The sequence below is a fragment of the Rhodococcus sp. NPDC077669 genome (genome assembly GCF_040686915.1).
GTDB classification, from domain to species: Bacteria; Actinomycetota; Actinomycetes; order Mycobacteriales; family Mycobacteriaceae; genus Rhodococcoides; species Rhodococcoides fascians.
The window spans coordinates 1-18,510 of sequence record NZ_JBFBMD010000035.1; the positions used below are offsets into that span (position 1 = coordinate 1).

The 18,510-nt window shown below is 63.8% G+C and carries 20 protein-coding genes and 1 pseudogene; 12 read left to right on the forward strand and 9 right to left on the reverse strand.

The window, feature by feature from the left end:
- Positions 1–279: 279 nt before the first annotated feature.
- The gene (locus AB0P23_RS23500; protein WP_283551060.1) at positions 280–2,517 is read right to left on the reverse strand and encodes an NADP-dependent isocitrate dehydrogenase; all 2,238 of its coding nucleotides are present in this window, start codon (positions 2,515–2,517) and stop codon (positions 280–282) included.
- Between the two features lie 240 nt (positions 2,518–2,757).
- Here AB0P23_RS23500 and AB0P23_RS23505 point away from each other — a divergent pair, with 240 nt between their 5' ends.
- From AB0P23_RS23505 to AB0P23_RS23515, 3 genes are all read left to right on the forward strand, one after another.
- Positions 2,758–4,134 carry an NAD-dependent succinate-semialdehyde dehydrogenase gene (locus AB0P23_RS23505; protein WP_283551059.1) on the forward strand — a complete coding sequence of 459 codons (1,377 nt, stop codon included), beginning with the start codon at positions 2,758–2,760 and terminating at the stop codon, positions 4,132–4,134.
- A 68-nt stretch (positions 4,135–4,202) separates the two neighbouring features.
- Positions 4,203–4,499 carry an antibiotic biosynthesis monooxygenase gene (locus AB0P23_RS23510; protein WP_283551058.1) on the forward strand — a complete coding sequence of 99 codons (297 nt, stop codon included), beginning with the start codon at positions 4,203–4,205 and terminating at the stop codon, positions 4,497–4,499.
- Between the two features lie 47 nt (positions 4,500–4,546).
- Positions 4,547–5,416 (forward strand): alpha/beta hydrolase, encoded by an 870-nt coding sequence (locus tag AB0P23_RS23515; RefSeq protein WP_283551057.1) that lies wholly within the window; start codon positions 4,547–4,549, stop codon positions 5,414–5,416.
- Here AB0P23_RS23515 and AB0P23_RS23520 read toward each other — a convergent pair.
- Positions 5,413–6,765 (reverse strand): cytochrome P450, encoded by a 1,353-nt coding sequence (locus tag AB0P23_RS23520; RefSeq protein ID WP_283551056.1) that lies wholly within the window; start codon positions 6,763–6,765, stop codon positions 5,413–5,415. The genes AB0P23_RS23515 and AB0P23_RS23520 overlap by 4 nt on opposite strands.
- A gap of 85 nt (positions 6,766–6,850) precedes the next feature.
- Here AB0P23_RS23520 and AB0P23_RS23525 point away from each other — a divergent pair, with 85 nt between their 5' ends.
- Entirely contained in the window at positions 6,851–7,468 is a 618-nt protein-coding gene (locus tag AB0P23_RS23525; RefSeq protein WP_283551055.1) for a TetR/AcrR family transcriptional regulator, read from the forward strand.
- A 62-nt stretch (positions 7,469–7,530) separates the two neighbouring features.
- On the opposite strand, the gene AB0P23_RS23530 is transcribed toward AB0P23_RS23525, so the two are convergent.
- Entirely contained in the window at positions 7,531–8,889 is a 1,359-nt protein-coding gene (locus AB0P23_RS23530) for an acetamidase/formamidase family protein (protein ID WP_283551054.1), read from the reverse strand.
- A gap of 89 nt (positions 8,890–8,978) precedes the next feature.
- Positions 8,979–9,254 (reverse strand): hypothetical protein, encoded by a 276-nt coding sequence (locus tag AB0P23_RS23535; protein WP_052063165.1) that lies wholly within the window; start codon positions 9,252–9,254, stop codon positions 8,979–8,981.
- Positions 9,255–9,349: 95 nt separating this feature from the next.
- On the opposite strand from AB0P23_RS23535, the gene AB0P23_RS23540 reads away from it, so the two are divergent.
- Together AB0P23_RS23540 and AB0P23_RS23545 are read left to right on the forward strand one after the other, a co-directional pair.
- Positions 9,350–10,306, forward strand: a complete 957-nt coding sequence (locus AB0P23_RS23540; protein WP_230595408.1) for a hypothetical protein — start codon at positions 9,350–9,352, stop codon at positions 10,304–10,306.
- The gene (locus AB0P23_RS23545; RefSeq protein ID WP_032375297.1) at positions 10,303–10,926 is read left to right on the forward strand and encodes a hypothetical protein; all 624 of its coding nucleotides are present in this window, start codon (positions 10,303–10,305) and stop codon (positions 10,924–10,926) included. Before AB0P23_RS23540 ends, AB0P23_RS23545 begins: the two co-directional genes overlap by 4 nt.
- Here the strand turns inward: AB0P23_RS23545 and AB0P23_RS23550 are convergent.
- Both AB0P23_RS23550 and AB0P23_RS23555 read right to left on the reverse strand, forming a co-directional pair.
- Positions 10,889–12,157, reverse strand: a complete 1,269-nt coding sequence (locus AB0P23_RS23550) for a DUF4185 domain-containing protein (protein ID WP_032375356.1) — start codon at positions 12,155–12,157, stop codon at positions 10,889–10,891. The genes AB0P23_RS23545 and AB0P23_RS23550 overlap by 38 nt on opposite strands.
- Before the next feature lie 142 nt (positions 12,158–12,299).
- A complete protein-coding gene (locus AB0P23_RS23555; protein ID WP_205914314.1) occupies positions 12,300–12,713 on the reverse strand; it encodes a hypothetical protein in 414 nt (137 codons plus the stop codon).
- Between the two features lie 106 nt (positions 12,714–12,819).
- On the opposite strand from AB0P23_RS23555, the gene AB0P23_RS23560 reads away from it, so the two are divergent.
- Complete coding sequence (locus tag AB0P23_RS23560; protein WP_032375357.1) at positions 12,820–13,152, forward strand: hypothetical protein; 333 nt, start codon at positions 12,820–12,822, stop codon at positions 13,150–13,152.
- Positions 13,153–13,176: 24 nt separating this feature from the next.
- Here the strand turns inward: AB0P23_RS23560 and AB0P23_RS23565 are convergent, their stop codons facing one another.
- Positions 13,177–13,743 (reverse strand): peptide deformylase, encoded by a 567-nt coding sequence (locus AB0P23_RS23565; RefSeq protein WP_363799568.1) that lies wholly within the window; start codon positions 13,741–13,743, stop codon positions 13,177–13,179.
- Positions 13,744–13,746: 3 nt separating this feature from the next.
- Between AB0P23_RS23565 and AB0P23_RS23570 the strand changes: the two are divergent.
- The 4 genes and pseudogenes from AB0P23_RS23570 to AB0P23_RS23585 form a co-directional block, all read left to right on the forward strand.
- Positions 13,747–13,935 (forward strand): annotated as a pseudogene (locus tag AB0P23_RS23570) (DUF2256 domain-containing protein); the annotation flags it as partial.
- Between the two features lie 15 nt (positions 13,936–13,950).
- Positions 13,951–14,202, forward strand: a complete 252-nt coding sequence (locus tag AB0P23_RS23575) for a DUF3253 domain-containing protein (RefSeq protein WP_228139420.1) — start codon at positions 13,951–13,953, stop codon at positions 14,200–14,202.
- A 37-nt stretch (positions 14,203–14,239) separates the two neighbouring features.
- Positions 14,240–15,529, forward strand: coding sequence for a DUF222 domain-containing protein (locus tag AB0P23_RS23580; RefSeq protein WP_363799570.1), 1,290 nt, complete (start codon positions 14,240–14,242; stop codon positions 15,527–15,529).
- A 110-nt stretch (positions 15,530–15,639) separates the two neighbouring features.
- Positions 15,640–15,882 carry an HNH endonuclease signature motif containing protein gene (locus AB0P23_RS23585; protein WP_283551052.1) on the forward strand — a complete coding sequence of 81 codons (243 nt, stop codon included), beginning with the start codon at positions 15,640–15,642 and terminating at the stop codon, positions 15,880–15,882.
- A gap of 5 nt (positions 15,883–15,887) precedes the next feature.
- Here AB0P23_RS23585 and AB0P23_RS23590 read toward each other — a convergent pair whose 3' ends face one another.
- On the reverse strand, positions 15,888–17,384 hold the full coding sequence (locus AB0P23_RS23590) for an acyl-CoA synthetase (protein WP_283551051.1): 1,497 nt from the start codon (positions 17,382–17,384) through the stop codon (positions 15,888–15,890).
- Positions 17,385–17,471: 87 nt separating this feature from the next.
- Between AB0P23_RS23590 and AB0P23_RS23595 the strand changes: the two genes are divergently transcribed.
- Entirely contained in the window at positions 17,472–18,011 is a 540-nt protein-coding gene (locus AB0P23_RS23595; protein ID WP_032375303.1) for a DUF2231 domain-containing protein, read from the forward strand.
- A gap of 4 nt (positions 18,012–18,015) precedes the next feature.
- Here the strand turns inward: AB0P23_RS23595 and AB0P23_RS23600 are convergent, their stop codons facing one another.
- Complete coding sequence (locus tag AB0P23_RS23600; protein ID WP_032375304.1) at positions 18,016–18,480, reverse strand: hypothetical protein; 465 nt, start codon at positions 18,478–18,480, stop codon at positions 18,016–18,018.
- Positions 18,481–18,510 lie beyond the last annotated feature (30 nt).

Here is an 18,510-nt window from a genome sequence, read left to right on the forward strand (position 1 = left end):
GCTGATCCTCGGTAAGTGAACTTCGTGCACGCATACAAAACTCCCCGGTAGTCGGAACTGAATTACTCAGTCCAACTTCCGGGGAGCTGTGCAACAACGTCTGAACGCGTGAATGTCGCATTGATCCCAACCGGGGGGGGCGAACTGTGGACCTGGACGGCTGGCGGCTGCTGCTAAGCCCGAAAGTTGTTGCCCCCGAACGAATGAATGGCCCATTCACAACGTCTGAGCCCGTGAATGGGCCATTCATCCCAAAGGGGGGTGAAGCAGGCAGAAGTACTACTGCTTCGCCGACTCCAGTGCCTCGTTGAACGTCGTGGACGGACGCATCACTGCGGCGGTGGCTTCGGGGTCCGGGTAGTAGTAACCACCGATGTCGACCGGGTTGCCCTGTACCGCGTTGAGCTCGCCGACGATCTTCTCTTCGTTTTCCGAGAGCGTCTTCGCGAGTGCGGCGAAGTGCTTGGCCAGCTCGGTGTCCTCGGTCTGCTCGGCCAGTTCCTGTGCCCAGTAGAGGGCGAGGTAGAACTGGCTGCCACGGTTGTCGAGTTCACCGGTCGAGCGCGACGGGCCCTTGCTGTTCTCGAGCAGCTTGCCGGTGGCCGAGTCGAGTGCGTTGGCGAGGATGGTCGCCTTGACGTCACCGGTCTTGGTTCCCAGGTCCTCGAGGCTGACCGCGAGAGCCAGGAATTCACCCAGCGAATCCCAGCGGAGGTGGTTCTCCTCGATGAGCTGCTTGACGTGCTTGGGGGCCGAGCCGCCCGCGCCCGTCTCGTACAGTCCACCGCCGGCCATCAGCGGAACGATGGAGAGCATCTTCGCGCTGGTGCCGAGTTCGAGGATCGGGAACAGGTCGGTGAGGTAGTCACGCAGGATGTTGCCGGTCGCGGAGATGGTGTCGAGCCCGCGGATGAGACGTTCCATCGTGTAGCGGATCGCCCGAACCTGCGACATGATCTGAATGTCGAGGCCCTCGGTCTCGTGATCCTTCAGGTACTTGCGCACCTTGCCGATCAGCTCGTTCTCGTGCGGGCGGTACGGGTCGAGCCAGAAGACGACGGGCATTCCGGACTCACGGGTGCGTCGCACTGCCAGGGCAACCCAGTCGCGGATCGGCGCATCCTTGACGATGCACAGACGCCAGATGTCACCCTCTTCGACGTCCTGCGTCAGCAGAACCTCGCCCGTCGCCAGGTCGGTGATGTTCGCGACGCCCCCGGCGGGGACCTCGAACGTCTTGTCGTGCGAGCCGTACTCCTCGGCCTTCTGTGCCATCAGGCCGACGTTGGGAACGGTGCCCATCGTCGTCGGATCGAACTGTCCGTTGGTCTTACAGAAGTTGATCATTTCCTGGTAGATGCGGAAGAAGGTCGACTCCGGGCTGACTGCCTTGGTGTCCTTCGGCCGACCGTCCGCGCCCCACATCTTGCCGCCGCTGCGGATCATCGCAGGCATCGACGCGTCGACGATGACGTCGCTGGGCGAATGGAAGTTCGAGATTCCGCGTGCGGAGTCGACCATCGCCAGCTCCGGACGAGTCTCGTGGCACTTGTGCAGGTCGTCGATGATCTCCTCGCGCTGCGCGCTGGGGAGTGCCTCGATCTTGCTGTAGAGGTCCGAGAGGCCGTTGTTGACGTTGACGCCGAGCTCCTCGAACAGGTCGCCGTGCTTGGCGAACGCGTCCTTGTAGAAGACCTTGACGGCGTGACCGAAGACGATGGGGTGCGAGACCCGCATCATCGTGGCCTTGACGTGCAGGGAGAACATGATGCCCGTCTTGTAGGCGTCCTCCATCTGCTCCTCGTAGAACTCGATGAGCGCCTTCTTGCTCATGAACATGCTGTCGATGACGTCGCCGTCGGTGAGCGACACCTTCTCCTTGAGGACGATGGTCTCGCCGCCCTCGGTCAGCAGCTCCATCTTGACCTCGCGGTCGCCCTCGACGGTCATCGACTTCTCGCCGTGGTAGAAGTCGCCGTGGCGCATGTGCGCAACGTGGGTGCGCGACGCCGGCGACCATTCACCCATGCTGTGCGGGTGCTTGCGCGCGAATTCCTTGACGGCCTTGGGCGCGCGGCGATCCGAATTGCCCTCGCGCAGAACGGGGTTGACCGCACTGCCGAGGCACTTGGTGTAACGGTCGCGGATTTCGCGCTCTTCGTCGGTCTTCGGGTTGCCGGGGAAGTCGGGGATCGCGTAGCCCTTGTCCTGCAGTTCCTTGATCGCGGTCAGCAACTGCGGAACGGAGGCACTGATGTTGGGAAGCTTGATGATGTTGGTGTCGGGCAGCTGCGTCAGCTTGCCCAGCTCGGCGAGGTTGTCGGTCACTCGCTGGTCTTCGTTGAGGTAATCGGGGAACTCGGCGAGGATGCGGTTCGCAACCGAGATGTCACTGGAGTCGACGTCGATGCCGGCCGCGCTGGCGAAAGAACGTATGACCGGCAGAAACGCGTGAGTCGCCAGCATCGGCGCCTCATCGGTCAGGGTATAGATGATGGTCGGCTTCTTCGCTGTCATGTTTCGCCTTTGCCTCAGTTTCGACGTCGTCTTTTGGATGCGTTCGTCCTCAACTTTAATCTTCGTTCTCGCCGCTGTGGGGGGCAGTGGGGTATCACTCCATCTGCGTATCCAAGTTACCGACCAGTAGGGCGCTCAATGGATTTCGAGACCGTGTCCCGTCCCGCCTCTGACCACCGTCGGGCCATCCGATTTGCCCGATTAGGAACAAAATCGGCCCCGCCGTCCGTTGAACCGAGCATGACGACCTACAAGACTGTCAATCCAGCCGACGGCACAACCGTCAAGGAATTCGAAACTCTCGACTCGGCCGGCATCGAGCGCGCCCTCGCGGATGCGCACGCCGGTTTCCAGACGTGGCGCAAGACCTCACCCGAGCATCGCGCAGACATCCTGCACAAGGTCGCCGACCTTTATGTCGAGCGCGCCGACGAACTGGCCCGCACCATCTCGCTCGAGATGGGCAAGCCTCTGACCGAGTCTCAGGGCGAGGTCGAACTGTCCTCGAACATCTACCGTTACTACGCCGACAACGGCCCACGCTTGCTCGAGGACGAGACACTCGACGTGCCCGGAGCGGAAATCAGTGTGCTGCAGCGCAAGCCCGTGGGCGCGCTCGTCGGCGTCATGCCGTGGAACTTCCCGTACTACCAGGTAGCCCGATTCGCCGGCCCGAACCTGATGGTGGGCAACACGATTCTGCTCAAGCATGCACCGAACTGCCCGCAATCGGCATTGCTGATGGAAGAGATCTTCCGGCAGGCCGGGTTGCCCGAAGACGCGTACATCAACATCTTCGCGACCAACGAGCAGATCGCCGACATGATCGCCGACGCCCGCGTGCAGGGTGTCTCGCTCACCGGAAGTGAGCGGGCCGGAACGTCCGTCGCCGAGACGGCCGGGCGCAACCTCAAGAAGGTCGTGCTCGAGCTCGGCGGTTCGGATGTGTTCATCCTGCTCGACTCCGCGGACATGGACGCCACCGTCGAATCCGCAACCCGTGCGCGCCTGTCCAACGCAGGCCAGGCCTGTAATGCCGCCAAGCGCATACTCGTCGCCGAGGACGTCTACGACGAATTCGTCGCCAAACTGGTCACCTCCTTCGAGGCTGTGCAAACCGGCGATCCATTGGATGCCAACACCACCCTCGGTCCCCTGTCGTCGCAGACCGCTGCCGACACGTTGATCGAGCAGATCGACGACGCGGTGTCCAAGGGCGCGACACTGCTCACCGGCGGTAAGAAGATCGACGGACCGGGCGCGTACGTGCAGCCGACCCTACTGACGGATGTGACGCCGGACATGCGGGCCTACACCGAGGAACTGTTCGGCCCCGCAGGCGTCATCTACAAGATCCAAAACGCCGACGAGGCAATCGAATTGGCGAACTCCTCCCCCTACGGACTGAGCGGGTCGGTGTGGAGCGCAGACCTCGACAATGCCCGGGACGTAGCAGAACGCCTCGAGGTGGGCATGGCCTTCGTCAACGAACACGGCACCACATTGCCCGGCCTGCCGTTCGGCGGTGTGAAGCGCTCCGGCGTCGGCCGCGAGCTGGGACCGTGGGGCATGGACGAATTCGTGAACAAGAAACTGGTCCGAGTCTCCGCAAAGTAGCCGTACTCGCCGATGCTCCCCGGGCAGTTGCCCGGGGAGCATCGCGCTGCTGCGGTCATACTGTGTGGATGATCGTCGAACACGCCCTGCTGCATGTCATCCCCCACCGAACCGACGAGTTCGAAACCGCGTTCGCCGACGCGAAATCGATCATCGCGTCGATGCCGGGGTTCGTGAATCTGACCCTCTCGCAGGGCTTCGAGCAACCGAACACCTACCTGCTGTTGGTGGAGTGGGAACGACTCGAAGACCACACCGACGGCTTTCGTGGTTCCGACGAGTATCAGCAGTGGAAGGCGCTACTGCATCACTTCTACGATCCGTTCCCCGTCGTCGAGCATTTTGCTCCGATGTACGAGGCGTGAGAGTTAGGTTCGTGTCTCGACCCTCTCGCCGCACCAAGGAGATTTTCGTGGCCAACGCTTCGTCGTTCGTATCCAAGCAGGACGACCTCGAGATCAGCACCTACACCTGGGCGACGTCCGCCGATCCTGCTCGCGGTGTCGTACAGATCGCACACGGGCTCGCCGAGCACGGCAGTCGTTACGCCCGCTTCGCTGCCGCTCTGAACGACGCAGGCTTCCACGCCGTCGCGTCGGATCACCGCGGCCACGGCCAGTCGATCGTCGACACCCCCGGCGATTTCGGTGCCGCCGCATTCGCCGGCCTGTGGGCAGACATCGAGCAACTGGGCGAATCACTGCTCACCGACTACCCCGACCTGCCTCTGTTCTTGTTCGCTCATTCCATGGGATCCTTTGCTACCCAGCATGTTCTGATCGAGCGATCGGATCTGTACGAGGGCGTGGTGCTGTCGGGCTCGACGACACTCGACGTGCTCGCCGCAGGAATGGCCGACGCCCCCGCCGGTGACCTGAGCGTGTTCAACGCCGCCTTCGAGCACCGCACCGGCTACGAATGGCTCTCGCGTGACGAGGCAGAGGTGGACGCCTACGTGGCAGATCCGCGGTGCGGCTTCGATCTTCCGGCGTCGACGGTTCCCGCGTTGTTCGGCGAGGCCGAGAAGCTCGCCGATCCGCACAACCTGGAGCAGATTCGCTCCGATCTCCCCCTGCTCATCACGTCGGGAACGGACGACCCACTCGCCGGCGGCGGCCAGTTGATCGAGACGCTGGCCGCCCGATACCGCGCGGCCGGCATGAGCGATGTGACCGTCACGCTCTACCCCGGCGCGCGCCATGAAATTCTGAACGAGACCAATCGCGACGAGGTCACCGCCGACATCATCGGCTGGCTCACCGACCGCGCCGGATCGGTCTAACGCCGTCTCAGCTGCACGGGCTGCCCGTCCTCCGGGAAGGGCAGCGACGTGAAGTTCAGCGGTGCAACGTAATCGGGGTCGACCGTCCAGTCGAATCGCAGCAACAGGTGATGCATGATCGTCTTGATCTCGGCCCCGGCGAAGAACATGCCGATGCATTTGTGGACGCCGCCGCCGAACGGCTCCCACGCATAGCGGTGCACCTTGTCCTCGCGGCGATCGGCGGCGAACCGTCCGGGATCGAATTGCTCGGGGTTGGGCCAGTACTGCTCCATGTGATGCGTGAAGTGCGGCGCGACAGAGGCATACGTTCCCGCGGGGACGAACTTGCCTTGCACCTCTGTGTCCTTCACGGCGCGGCGGGCCACTACCGGTGTGGGCGAGACCAGGCGCAAGCACTCCTTCATCACCAGATCGACGTTGGTCAGCTCGTCGAGTTGCGCGAACGAGGGAGCATCGGTGCCCAGCGCCTCGCATTCGGCCCGGCACGTGTCCTGCCACTCCGGATGCTGGCCGAGGTACTGCATCATCGTCGACAGCGTGATCGTCGACGTGTCGTGCGCAGCCATGAGCAGAAAGATCATGTGGTCGATCACTTCGTCGTCGGAGAAATGCTCTCCGTCGTCACCCTCGATGTGGCACAACACCGAGAAGAGGTCGTCGGTCTCGGTGGCTCGACGGGCCGGGAGGTAGCGGCGGAAGAACTGGTCGAGCACCGCTCGGCCGTCCAGACCCCGCTTCCACCGCGTGCCCGGAACGCGGTAGCGCACGATCGACGTGGCAGCCTGCACGCAGGCGATGAAACTCGCATCGAGCTCAGCGATGTCGGCGTCCGTCGTTCCCTCCGCACCTCCCATGAAGATGCTCGTCGCGACGTCCAGCGTCAGTGCTTTCAGCGCCGGATAGACCTGGAAGTCGCGGCCCGGCTGCCACGCGTCCAAACCCGTTGCTGTAACTGGATTCAACGCTGCGACGGACTTGGTCAGCCGGTCCCGAGTGAAGGCCTGCTGCATGATTCGTCGATGACGTAGATGCTCTTCGGAGTCGAGCAGCATCAGCCCGCCGTGGAAGAACGGCCCGATCAACAGCGACCAGCCGTCACCGTTGGCGAACGCCTTGTCCGCGTTCTGCAGCACTTGCTGACACGCATCGGGACCGAGAACGGTGATCCACTTCTGCCCGGCCATCGTCATCCACGAGACCTCGCCGTACTTGTCCCACCGACTACCGAGCAGCTTCAGAGGGTCTCGAATGTACTCGAGCGTGTGCCCGACGACGGGAAGACCGCCGTCGCCGAACACCGGTTGGAGAGCTGAATCTGCGGGTGGAGCAGCCAGAGCACGTGCCATTGTCGACCTCCGTCAATCTGACATGACGTCATGTCAGATGAGATGTAGTCTGCGTCACAGTTGCGGTCTCTGTCAAGATCTACCCATGCCTCCCACGACGCGTCGCTACAACGGCATGAGCGCCGACGACCGCGCGGCCGACCGCCGAGCGAGATTGCTCGACGCCGGCCTCGAGGTATTCGCGGCAGCCGGAGCGAAGGGTGCGACCATGACCGCGATCTGCGCACACGCCAAGCTGACCGAGCGCTACTTCTACCAAAACTTCAGCAGCAGAAACGACTTGCTCGAGCAGGTCGTGGAATCGGTGTCCGCCGAGATACGAACGGCAGCGCTGGATGCACTGCACTCCCCCGCCCGGACCGTCGACGAGAAGGTACACAACGCAGTGACCGCGTTCGTAGGCGTCCTGACCGAGGACCGTCGCAAGGGCCGGGTTGCGATGATCGAATCGCTCGCCGTCGACTCCCTCCGCGAATACCGACGAAAGTCCTTGCGCGGCTTCGCTCATCTGGTGGCCGAACAGTCGCGCGAACTCTACGGCGAGAAGGCCTGGCCGCAACCACAGTCGGAGATCAACGGTCTGCTCTTCATCGGTGGACTTGCCGAACTCGTGATCGCCTGGCTGAACGACGAAATCGACATCGCACCTGCAGACATCGTCGACGCCGCAACACGTCACTTCATCGCTACCGCGCACCGCTGAGGTGCGCTACGCGCAGTGGCGTGATTATGTGCCCGCAGAGGCACTTACCCGCAGGCGCACTCCTACCGGTCGAAGTGCGCCTTCGAGATCTGTCCGTGCACGCCGACGGTCTTGTCGACCACCTGCGAGACGGTGAAGTTCGCGGCAGCGGAGAGGTACGCATACGCCGTCGCTCGATCCATGCCGAGATCGGTCTCCAAGAAGTCGAGAGCATTGACCACAGCCCGACGCATCGCTGCGTTCAGGTCCGAACTCTGGCCGCCGACGGCCCCGTCCGGATCTGATAGGCCGATCGGAATCCACGAGTCCTCGTTCTCGGCAAAGGGATACGAGTACGCGACGGACGGCGCGTCACCGCTGCCTGCCTTGCAGACCGTAAGGCGGAAGGTGCCGCGAAGAGACCCCTCCATCGCAGTCAGCGCCACCTCACCGTCACCCATCGCCATGTGTGGATCGCCGACGTAGAACAGCGCGCCCTCCGCGAACACGGGAAGGTAGAACGTCGAGCCGACGCCGAGCAGACCGACGTCGATGTTGCCGCCGCCGAGCGTCGGGGGAATCGAGTTGGCATTCGGGGATGTCAGACCGGGGTCGCTGGCGAACGCCACGCCCATCATGCCCATGAACGGACGCAGCGGAAAGCGCACGGCCGCATCGCCGTACCTCATCACGCCCTGCCCGTCCTCGACGGCCGTGAACGTGGACACGTTGCCGTACTGCGTCGGGTCACCCGATTTCCTGCCGTCGCTTCCGATCGGCGGCATCACCTCGTCCAGGCTGATGCCCGCCGGTGCCTCACCGGACGCCGTAACTGCCAGAGAGCCCTTGCCGTGCCTGCTCGACACCACGCCGTACGGCACCCGCGGAACGGCCTCCAGAGTTTCGATCTTGAGCACATCGCCGCGCTGCGCACCTTCGACAAACACCGGGCCCGTCACCACGTGCGGTCCGTCGACGTCGAAGTTGCGAACCGTTCGGTCGTACCCGCCTGCGATGTCGATCGCGTCCTGAAGAACATCGGACTGGGAAACACCTTTGCCGCCGAAGAATTCGACGGGATCGCGGCCCTGGTCTTCGAGGATTCCCTCATGGCTGAGCGCGTCGATGGTCACCGTCTCGCCGGACTTCATCTGCAGCACCGATTCGGACTCGACCGTCGGGACGTACCCCCACAGGACCTTGTCGACCTCCGAGCTCAGGTAGTGATCGCCGGAGATGTCACCGGCTCCCGGCTGAAGAATGCCGACCGGTGCCGGAGCCGATGAACTCGCGGCGGCAGTGGTCGTCGAGGTCGTCGAACACGCAGCTGTAGTTGCCAAACCAGCCCCTGCGCTCATCGCTGCCACCGCCCGAATGAAGCCGCGTCGGCCGATTCCTTTGCTGATAGTTTCCGCTGCGTGCTCTGCCATCGACTGCGCCATACTGCCTCCTGAATTGTCCGAATCTCGAACGTAGATCAGGGGTGTTTCTCAGCAGTTACGAACGCGCGTCACGCGAATTGCTCAGCGACTCAACTGGGGTCGCTGCCGGCGATCGCCGACCACCAGATCGCGGTGACAGCTGCCAACAGACTCACCGCCAGAAATTGTGCAAAGCCCCCACCGTCGACGATCAACCACAGCAGCCCGATGAACGGGCCGGCCACCGCTGCGGGGGCGTCGAGCATGATCCGACGACGCAGCGAACCGAATCTGGCGCTGCGCCTGCGCAGATCGGCGTCGTTGAGGCGCGGGGCATCGAGAGGTGTTCCCGGCGGTAAGGTCGATCGCCGCCGACCGGAGGGCAACGCAACGATCCCCGGTTCGACGACGATAGCGCGGTGAAGGAAATTCGTAGTTCGACGAATAGGCGGTGCTCGCACGCGTCGGTAGATTCACTGCCATGCCGACAGACTCCACACCCGACGGATTCGCTCTCGAACGCTTCGACGTCACCGATTCCGGGGCCATCGCCACGATCTTCGCCGCCAAGGACTACAGAAACGGACTCTACGTTCTGCATTTCGCAGACAACGCGGCCTTCGTGGGCTACTCCGAATCACTCGCGGCCCGAGTGAATGCCGACCGCGAGATATGGCCCGACATCGAGGCCCTCGAGGTTGCACCCGGTGCCGCAGATCGTTTGGAGCAGCTCACCGATCTCGTGTCCCAGCTCCACCCACTGCGACAACGCCCGTCCGAGCCCACCGCGATCGGCGAAGCTCCGGGAGTGAAGACGGCACTGCCCAAAGAACGAGCCAAGCGCACGACGCTCCTCGACGCGGCCGTGGGACGCAGTCGTCGCCAGTTCTGGGAACTGTCCGACCACATCGCGTACCCCGCCATCCGCAGCATCGTGGCCGACTACATCAACTCGTCGATCCCCGACCCAGCCAACACCGCGAAATACCTCTGGCAGACAACCGCTCTGTCCGACATACAGGACGACACCGGTCCGCGACGATTGCTGACGCTGACGTGCGGCGGCTTCGAGACCCTGCGAGTCGACGAAATCGTGCACGACGACGACACGATCGAACTCGACCTGCGCATCAACACCAACGTTCCGCGCGACCGGACCGACGAGCAGCTCGAGGTCTCCAACGAAACCGTCAGTGCCGGACGGGGACCGTACCGAGAGGAGCGGGTCTGGTCGTGGTCGATCGACCTCGGCGCGTTACTGGAAGAAGACGTGGACGTCGACCTCGGTATCGACGACGACACGTTCGACGATCTCGCGTACGGCCTCAACGCGCGGCTGATGCGGTCCGGAAACTCAACGGGCGCAGCGGCACACAACAACGATCTCGCGGCCGACCTACTCGCCGAGGCGTACCGGCAGCTGTTCGAGGCCGAGTGACCGACCGCCTCTGGTACGTCGCGTATGGCTCGAACCTGTTGCGAGAGAGGTTCTCCGTCTACCTGACGGGCTCCGAGGACGGCTCGGAGTTCGGGGCACATCCACCGGCACCCTCGTCGGAAGAGGTCGAGGCGGAACGCTGGTTGTGGATCGATCACGCCCTGTACTTCGCAGGCGTGTCCCGACGGTGGACCGGGGCGTCGGCCTTCGTGTCGCTGAACACCGATCCCGCATATCCGTCTCTGGTACACGGATACCTGATCGACAGTGTGCAGTTGGCGCACGTCGCCTCGGTGGAGAACGTGGTCGATTCCGTCGATATCTCGGCTGTGGAATCACTGAGCATCGGCGAGTGGGCCGCACTCGACATCGACCGCCGAGGTAAAGCATACCGAGGGAAATACGATGCGCTGCTACGGCTTCCGGACATCGACGGACTGCCCGCGTTCACACTGACGAGTTCGATCGTGCGGGAGCACGGCGAACCGTCGAGCAAGTATCTCTCGACGATCCGGCGTGGACTGCTGTCCGCAGAGATCGACATGGACGTCGACGCCTACCTCGACGCCGCCGCCGGACGCGTCACTTCAACGCGTCGAGGTTCGTCTTCAGAAGCATGACGTTGTAATCGGACCACCGAGAAGCCGTGAAGTACAGGTCTTTTCCGCTCGACATCGGGTGAATGAACGGCGCGTAGATGCCGCCTGCCGTCTGGTTGGCGTCGAGAATCGTCCTCGGTTCGCTCCACGGCCCCTCCGGGTTTTCCGCTGTACGCGCCACCAGCGTCCGGTTGTTCTCGTTGCCGTACATCATGACGTACCGGCCGAGGTAGTCGTTCCACGCCACCGACATCTCGCTGACCGGGCCCTTCACCACGGCCACGGTGTCGCCGACGTTCTTGGACCATTGCTTGGCCAGATCGGGATCTTGCGTCGAATACTCGTACGCGTCGAGATTCTCGATCTGATCGGGCGCGACTCGGGAGACGAACGCGTCGCCGAATCGTCCGTTGGGAGTACCGAACTGGTACAGGTATTGACCGTCTTGTCCCAGAACATAGGCGCTCTGCTGGAACTTGCCCTGACTTTCGTGGACGTTGGTGAAGCCCGGGATCGTGACACCCTTGTTGACGCGGATCGTCTTGGGATCCGTCGTCCAATTCTGGCCGTTGTCGATCGATTTGGCCGTCGCCGAGTAGTTCGTGATCCAGCGACCGGGTGTGCCCCAGCTCTGCACCGACATGTAGTTGATGTACTGGGTGTTGCCGATCGCGATAGCCGCCGTGGGGATGGTCGTGTCCTCGACGCTCGGTAGCTTCGCGCTCGAGATGATCTCGGCGGCGTAACGCGGATTGTTCGCTCTGACAACCGCACCCGAGGTGGTGTTCGCCGGGTCGGCCGGACCGATCGTGATGCCCTGCGACAAGTTCGTCGACGCGTTGTCCGAGCGAAAGAGTGCATTGCTGCGCCACTGGGCATTGCCGGAGGAGCAATCACCGAACGTGTCGCCGAACGCCATCAAGATCTGGCCCGCACCGTTGTCCCAGGTGATACCGAGGTCGGTTCCGGACATCGCCAGGTTGTCGTAGGTGTCGTTCACGCTCTGCGGACCGGTGACCCAGGCGATGCTCTGGGTGTTCCCGGTGATGCGCGGCAGAGGACCCTGCGGTCCCTGCGGGTTCTTGCCCGACATTCCCGCGCTGCCCGACGAACCGAACAGCGGTGAGGAGCCCGGCCCACCCAGGCCGCCGCACGGTTCTGCAGAGACGGTCGGCGCAGTCAATGCGCTCAGCCCGCTCACTGCCAGTGCCAGGACAGCCCCGACAGCAATATGCCGACTACGTAAGCGCATGAACGAACCCACCGTTCCCCTTGTGAAGCACGATACGAATGTGACTGTTGGGACGAGTGTTACGCAAATACACTTAGGTCGCAACAATTAGTTCGTGTCGATGCTTGACAAATCGAACGCTATGGGAATGACACCTATGTGATTACTGCGCGATCAGGCGGGCATGCGCGGTGTCGAGCAAGAGCAGAGCCGCTCCCTGCACGACGACCGCGGTTCCGTGACCGATCGCCTGGTCAGCGGTGATTCGGCGGCCGAAGCTGGGCTTCCGGACGGCGATGTGAGCACCGGCCGCGACGTAGAGCACGTCGAGCCCGGCATTGATCCACAGCAACTTGCTCAAACTCTTCGACGTCGGGACCGAGGAGTTGAGCGCTCCCGACCCGGCGATCGCCACATCGATCGCACCCCAACCCGCGGTCTGCTGGCCGAATGCACGACGGGCAGGAGACGAGCCGCGCACCGCCAACACCGTTCCGGCAAGCACACTCACACCGCCCCACACGGCGAGACGCCGACCGAGTAGTTGGGCGACGGCGGGAGCTTCCATTCGAGTCATCGCTCCAGTGTGCCGGGCTCGAACCCGAAGGCGACCCGTAACGCGCGGTCCGTTGCTGCCGATCACCGAGCACCGGGTATTCGTGCTCGAAACGAACGGAGTCACCATGCTGAAGAAGATCCTCGCCGGCGCTGCACTGACGATCGGCGTGGCGGTGCTCGCCGCACCGACGGCATCCGCTGCGCCCGACGACAACCCGTTCGGCCCCAAGGACTCCACATCGAGCTTCGTCAACGCATTCGACCCCGCGGCCTACGGCAGCGCGAGCGAGAAGTCGCTGATCATCAGCCCGTTCGGGACCACACGACAAATCGACTGTTCCTCGTTCCATGCCCGCACCTGGTGCACTCAGAACGGCCACGCGCTCACCGACATCCGCATTCCGGCCGGATCGTCGGAATGGGATTACCGGATGCTCTACGTGTACAACCCGTTCTAACCGTCGGATAAGGCGCAGCCGCGATTACAGCCCGAGCGGATGCGCGTCGGCCCCGGGCAACCAACTGTTGCCCGGCCCGACCCACCCCCTCTCCTTGATCATCTTCTTCGCCGCACGTCGATGGCGGCCGAGCAGGCGGTCGAGGTAGAGGAGCCCGGCCAGATGGTCGGACTCGTGCTGCAAATACCGCGCCAGATAACCCGTGCCTTCCACCGTCACCGGGTTGTTCTCCACATCGACACCTGTCACACGAGCCCAGTGGGCACGCCCGGTCGGAAACAGCTCCCCCGGCACGGACAGACATCCCTCGGTGTCTTCCGGGTCGGGCATCGTCTCCGGAATTCCAGAGGTCTCGAGCACCGGGTTGATCACGTGTCCGCGGTGACGGACCCCACCGTCCCGCAGGTCGTAGACGAAGACCGAACGTGGGTCGCCGATTTGGTTAGCCGCCAGACCCGCACCGGGTGCAGCCGTATTGGTCTCGAACATGTCCTCGACCAGCGCTGCGAGCTCGTCGTCGAACACCGTCACGCGAGTTGCCGGAGTTGTCAGCCGGGGATCACCGGCAACCAGGATCGCTCGAATCGCCATGAGATGAGGATAGTTTCGCTCCGAGAGCGGCGGAGCCCTGGGCAACGAGGTTACTGTCGATCTGTGGCCCACTCCCGTCGTACCTCCGCCGCGCACCCCGCAGACAAGGTGTGCGCGTCGTGCGGTCGGCGGATCGAGTGGCGCAAGAAATGGGAGAAGAACTGGGATGACGTCAAGTACTGCAGCGACACCTGCCGGCGGCGCAAAGTGAGTGCAACCGACAAGGAACTCGAAGACAAAATCCGATCCTTGCTCGACGCCCGATCACGCGACGCGACGATCTGCCCCTCGGACGTCGCACGAGCCCTGTCCGACGACGCCTGGCGCGACTTGATGGAGCCCGTTCGCCGCGCGGCCCGACGTATGGTCGACGCCGGCGAAGTCGAGATCACACAGAAGGGGTCGGTCATAGATCCCTCGACCGCAAAAGGACCGATCCGGATCCGTTGGAAGCGTTGACGGAAACCTGTCGGTGGGTGGGTATAGCTTTCGTGGTGTGAAGACATGGGGGGATGTGTTCGGGCTCGGAGACCAGGAGTTGGTCTCCGAGCTTGCTGACGTGGCTTCACTCGAAAACGCTCTCGCAGCAAAGAGATTGACGTTGCTCGCCGAGATCGACCGCCGCGGCTTGGCGATGAAACTCGGGCACTCGTCCGTCACCCGCTGGTACGCGAAGTCGGTGCGCATCACGGACGGATCCGCCGCCCGCCAGAACGCACTGGGCTACTGGCTGTTCGATCACCCCACCGTGCTCGACGCCCTCGCTGATGGCCGCATCCATGCCGCGCACGCCGCCGCCATCGCCGAGGGATACGACGTCGTCCTGGTGGCCGACCCGACGTTGGATCAGGTACGCCGCGACGGAATTGTCGACGAATTGCTCGACACCGCGATGCGCAACACCGCCGGCCAAGTGACCTCCCGCGCGCACGCTTTGGCGCATGCGGCCGCGGACGACGCCCGGGCACGACACGCGAAAGCCGAGAAACAACGCCGAGAGCAGGAACAGCGGGAACAGGAGCGTCGCGCCGCCGACACCGCCACGTCCTCCGACCGACACGGCGACCCGACACCGGATCCGGAACCGCCTGCGCCCAAGCCTGTTCCGCTGCCGCCTGCACCGCGACCGGTGTCGGAGAACTCGGCACTGAACCGATTCGACCTGCACCCTCTCGCCAACGGCCGCTTTCAGTTCGGTGGCGACATGGACCGGTTGCTCGCCGAGAAGCTTCTCACCGCTCTGTCGCCGTTGACGGCACCTCGGCCGGGGCCCGGCGGGGAGCGCGACCCGCGGAGTGCGTCGAAGCGCCGGGCCGATGCGCTCGATCAGATCCTCGACCGACACCTCCGCGGCAGCACTCGTGGGTCGGCGGGCGGGTCGCGGGCGTCGGTGCACCTGATCGTTGCCCTGCGGGACTTGCTCGCTCACGGTGGCAACAAGCAAACGGGTAGCACTGCAACGGATTCGGTCGACACGGGTTCGGTCGCGGGGAGCTCCTCGAACGGCGGCGACAGCAACGGCTCGCGTCCGGATGGAGTGGCCCGAGGGATATCGCTGCTCGCGGCGATGCGACATCCGGATGTGGTGGTGCCGGGCAGAAGTCTGCGTCCGACCCGGGCGACGCTGGTTCTCGCGACGCCACCGCGGCCGGCCGTGGCGGTGACAGTAACGGCGGGCAGAAGTCTGCGCCCGAGCCGGGCGACGCGGACTGGCCGTTCCACCTCGACTGGACCGGCCCCATCAGCCGCTTCCTCGCCGAACTCGTCACCTGCGACGCCGACCTGACCCCGGTCATCGTCGACCACCACGGCGTACCACTCGCGCTCGGACGAACCACACGACTCGCCAGCGACGACCAACGCATCGCCCTGGCCATCCGCGACACCTGCTGCGTCATGTGCGGCCGCCCAGCCCAGTGGTGCCAAGCCCACCACATCAAATTCTGGGAACACGGCGGCCCCACCGACCTCGACAACCTCGCGCTGGTCTGCGGAGAATGCCACCGCCTCGTCCACCACGGCGACTGGCAGCTCATCATGGGCGACGACGGACACCCCTACGCCATCCCACCCGAATCCGTCGACCCCAGACAGCAGCCCCTCCCCAGCTACCACCGACGAAAACAGCGAGCAGCCTGAACAACTCAGGCGCGCAACGCGCGCTTGAGTAACTTTCCGCTCTGGTTGCGGGGCAACTCGTCCAGGAAAGTGACGGTCTTCGGCACCTTGAACGGCGCGATCCTGCCCTTCACGTGGTCGATCAACTCCTGCGCCGACACCTCACTTCCGTCCTTGAGCACGACGACAGCAGTCACCGCCTCGATCCACTTGTCGTCCGGAGTCCCGATGACCGCCACCTCGGCAACGGCGGGGTGGGTGTAGATCACGTCCTCGACCTCACGAGAAGCAACCAGAATTCCGCCCGTGTTGATGACGTCCTTGATTCGGTCGACGACCGTGATGAACCCCTCGGCGTCCCGAGTCACCAGATCACCCGAATGGAACCACCCACCCGAGAACGCTTCCGCCGTCGCCTCCGGCTTGTCCCAGTAACCGTCGCACAATTGAGGCGAGCGGTAGAGAATCTCACCGGGCTCACCGTCCGGCACATCGTTACCGTCCGCGTCGACGACGCGTGTCTCGACGAAGAACACCGCACGACCACACGACGCCGGTCTGGCCTCGTGCTCGGACGGCTGCAGAACCGTTGCCAGCGGACCGATTTCGGATTGCCCGAAGCAGTTGTAGAACTCGATGTCCGGGTATCGCTCACGCAGCCGGGTCAACACCGTGACGGGCATGATCGACGACCCGTACTGCGCCTTCTTCAACGACGACAGATCACGAGAATCGAGGTCGGGGTGATTGGCGAGCGGAACCCACACCGTCGGTGCCAGGAACAACGACTTGATCTTCTCGTCCTCGATTCGCCGCAGAATCTCCGCGACGTCGGGCTTGCGCATCAGTCGCACGGTCGCCCCGACCGACAGATACGGCAGCATGAACACGTGCATCCCGGCCGAGTGGTACATCGGCATCACCAACAGCGGGTCGTCGTCTTCGGTGAACCCCAGAGCGATCACACACGAGACGTACTCGGCAACGAGCGCGCCGTGAGACATCATCGCGCCCTTCGGTTTCGACGTCGTGCCGGAGGTGTAGAGCAACTGCGCCAGGTCCGTGGAGTCCGCGGCCGGCTCGAAGACCGAATCATCCCCGGCAGCGTCGAGCAGATCCGGAAGCGACACCACGAACTCGACGGCGGTGCCACTCCGAACGGAATCGAGAGTGTTCGACAACTCCGGGTCGACGAGCACAGCCCGTGCGCCCGACTGATCGAGCAGATACAGCAGCTCGTCGCCCACGAGTGCGTAGTTGATGGGCACGTGCACCAATCCTGCTCGCGCACAGGCAAGAAATGCCACCACGTACGCGTCGGAGTTGACGCCGTACGCCGCTACCCGGTCCCCCTTGTTCAAGCCCATAGCAACCAGCCGACGGGCGACCCGCGTCACGGCAGTGTCGAGCTCGCGGTAGCTATGGCTGCGGCCTTCGAATGTCACGGCCGTACGGTCGGGAAATTTCGCCGCCGACCTGCGCAGAACGCCGTCGACGGTGCTGACTCGGGTGCCGTTCGTCATGACAACGACGTTATAGGACGTCCAAGCTTCTTGCCTCGACTTCGACGTCGATGGTTCGCTCGCCGATCACGGGGCATTCGGTGTTGCATGACAATCAAACAAGCACTCGACAGTCTCGAGACTGCCTCGTTTCTCGACGGACCCAGCGACGCGATCCATGGCGTACTTGCACCTGCGGTAGCGGACAGTGCCGTCGGATCAGCGCTGCACGGCCGGTGGATCGGGCACCCCATCCACCCCGCGCTGGTGACGGTGACCATCGGCAGCTGGACCAGCGCCGTCGCGCTCGATCTAGTCAAGAACCAGTCCAGGGCGGCCAAAATTGTCGTCGCGCTGGGTCTCGCGTCCGCGCCGCCGGCGATAGCGACCGGATGGGCCGACTGGTCGACGATGAACACTGTTCAGCGTCGGGTCGGCATCATCCACGCAGCCTCGAACGCAACCGGGGTGTTCCTCTTTCTGGGCTCCTACCTCCGTCGCCGGAAGCAGACCGACGGAGTCGCCAAAGCTCTGGCGGCGGCCGGCCTCGCAGCCGCAGGACTCGGCGGACTCGTCGGCGGGCACCTCGCCTACAGCACCCCCGGCAGCGAGGCCGAGTCCGAAGCTCGACACCGCCTGCCGAGCTGACCCGTCAACAGTTGTTCGGTTCTCCGATCTTGACCACCGACAACACGGCTTCGCCCTCGCCGATGAGGACACCGGGAGTCGGATCTTGTTCGACGACAATCCAGTTCGAATCGTTGACCTGCATCCGGCCCTCCCCCGACGCGTCAGCGCTGCGGGAGTAGAAGACACCGGCCGCCTGGATCGCGTTCTGCGCAGACTGCAGATTCATACACACAACCGGAGGCATTGCGACGAGGGCCGGCGCCGGCGCGGTCGATTCGGATACGACGGGCTCGGACGCGGCGGCATTCGGGTCGTCGGTTCTGACGGCCGAGGTCGGCGCGGCTGCGGTCGCCTCGACCGTGACCGTACGGACCTCGGTTCGGACATCGGACTCACTCGGGCTATCCGAACCGCAGCCCGCAAGGGCTACAGCGGACATCGCAAGCACGATGGCCGATCGCACGGTGAACCGGGTATTGCTCGACATGAAAGCCTCTCGGTAGGACCGACGCTCACC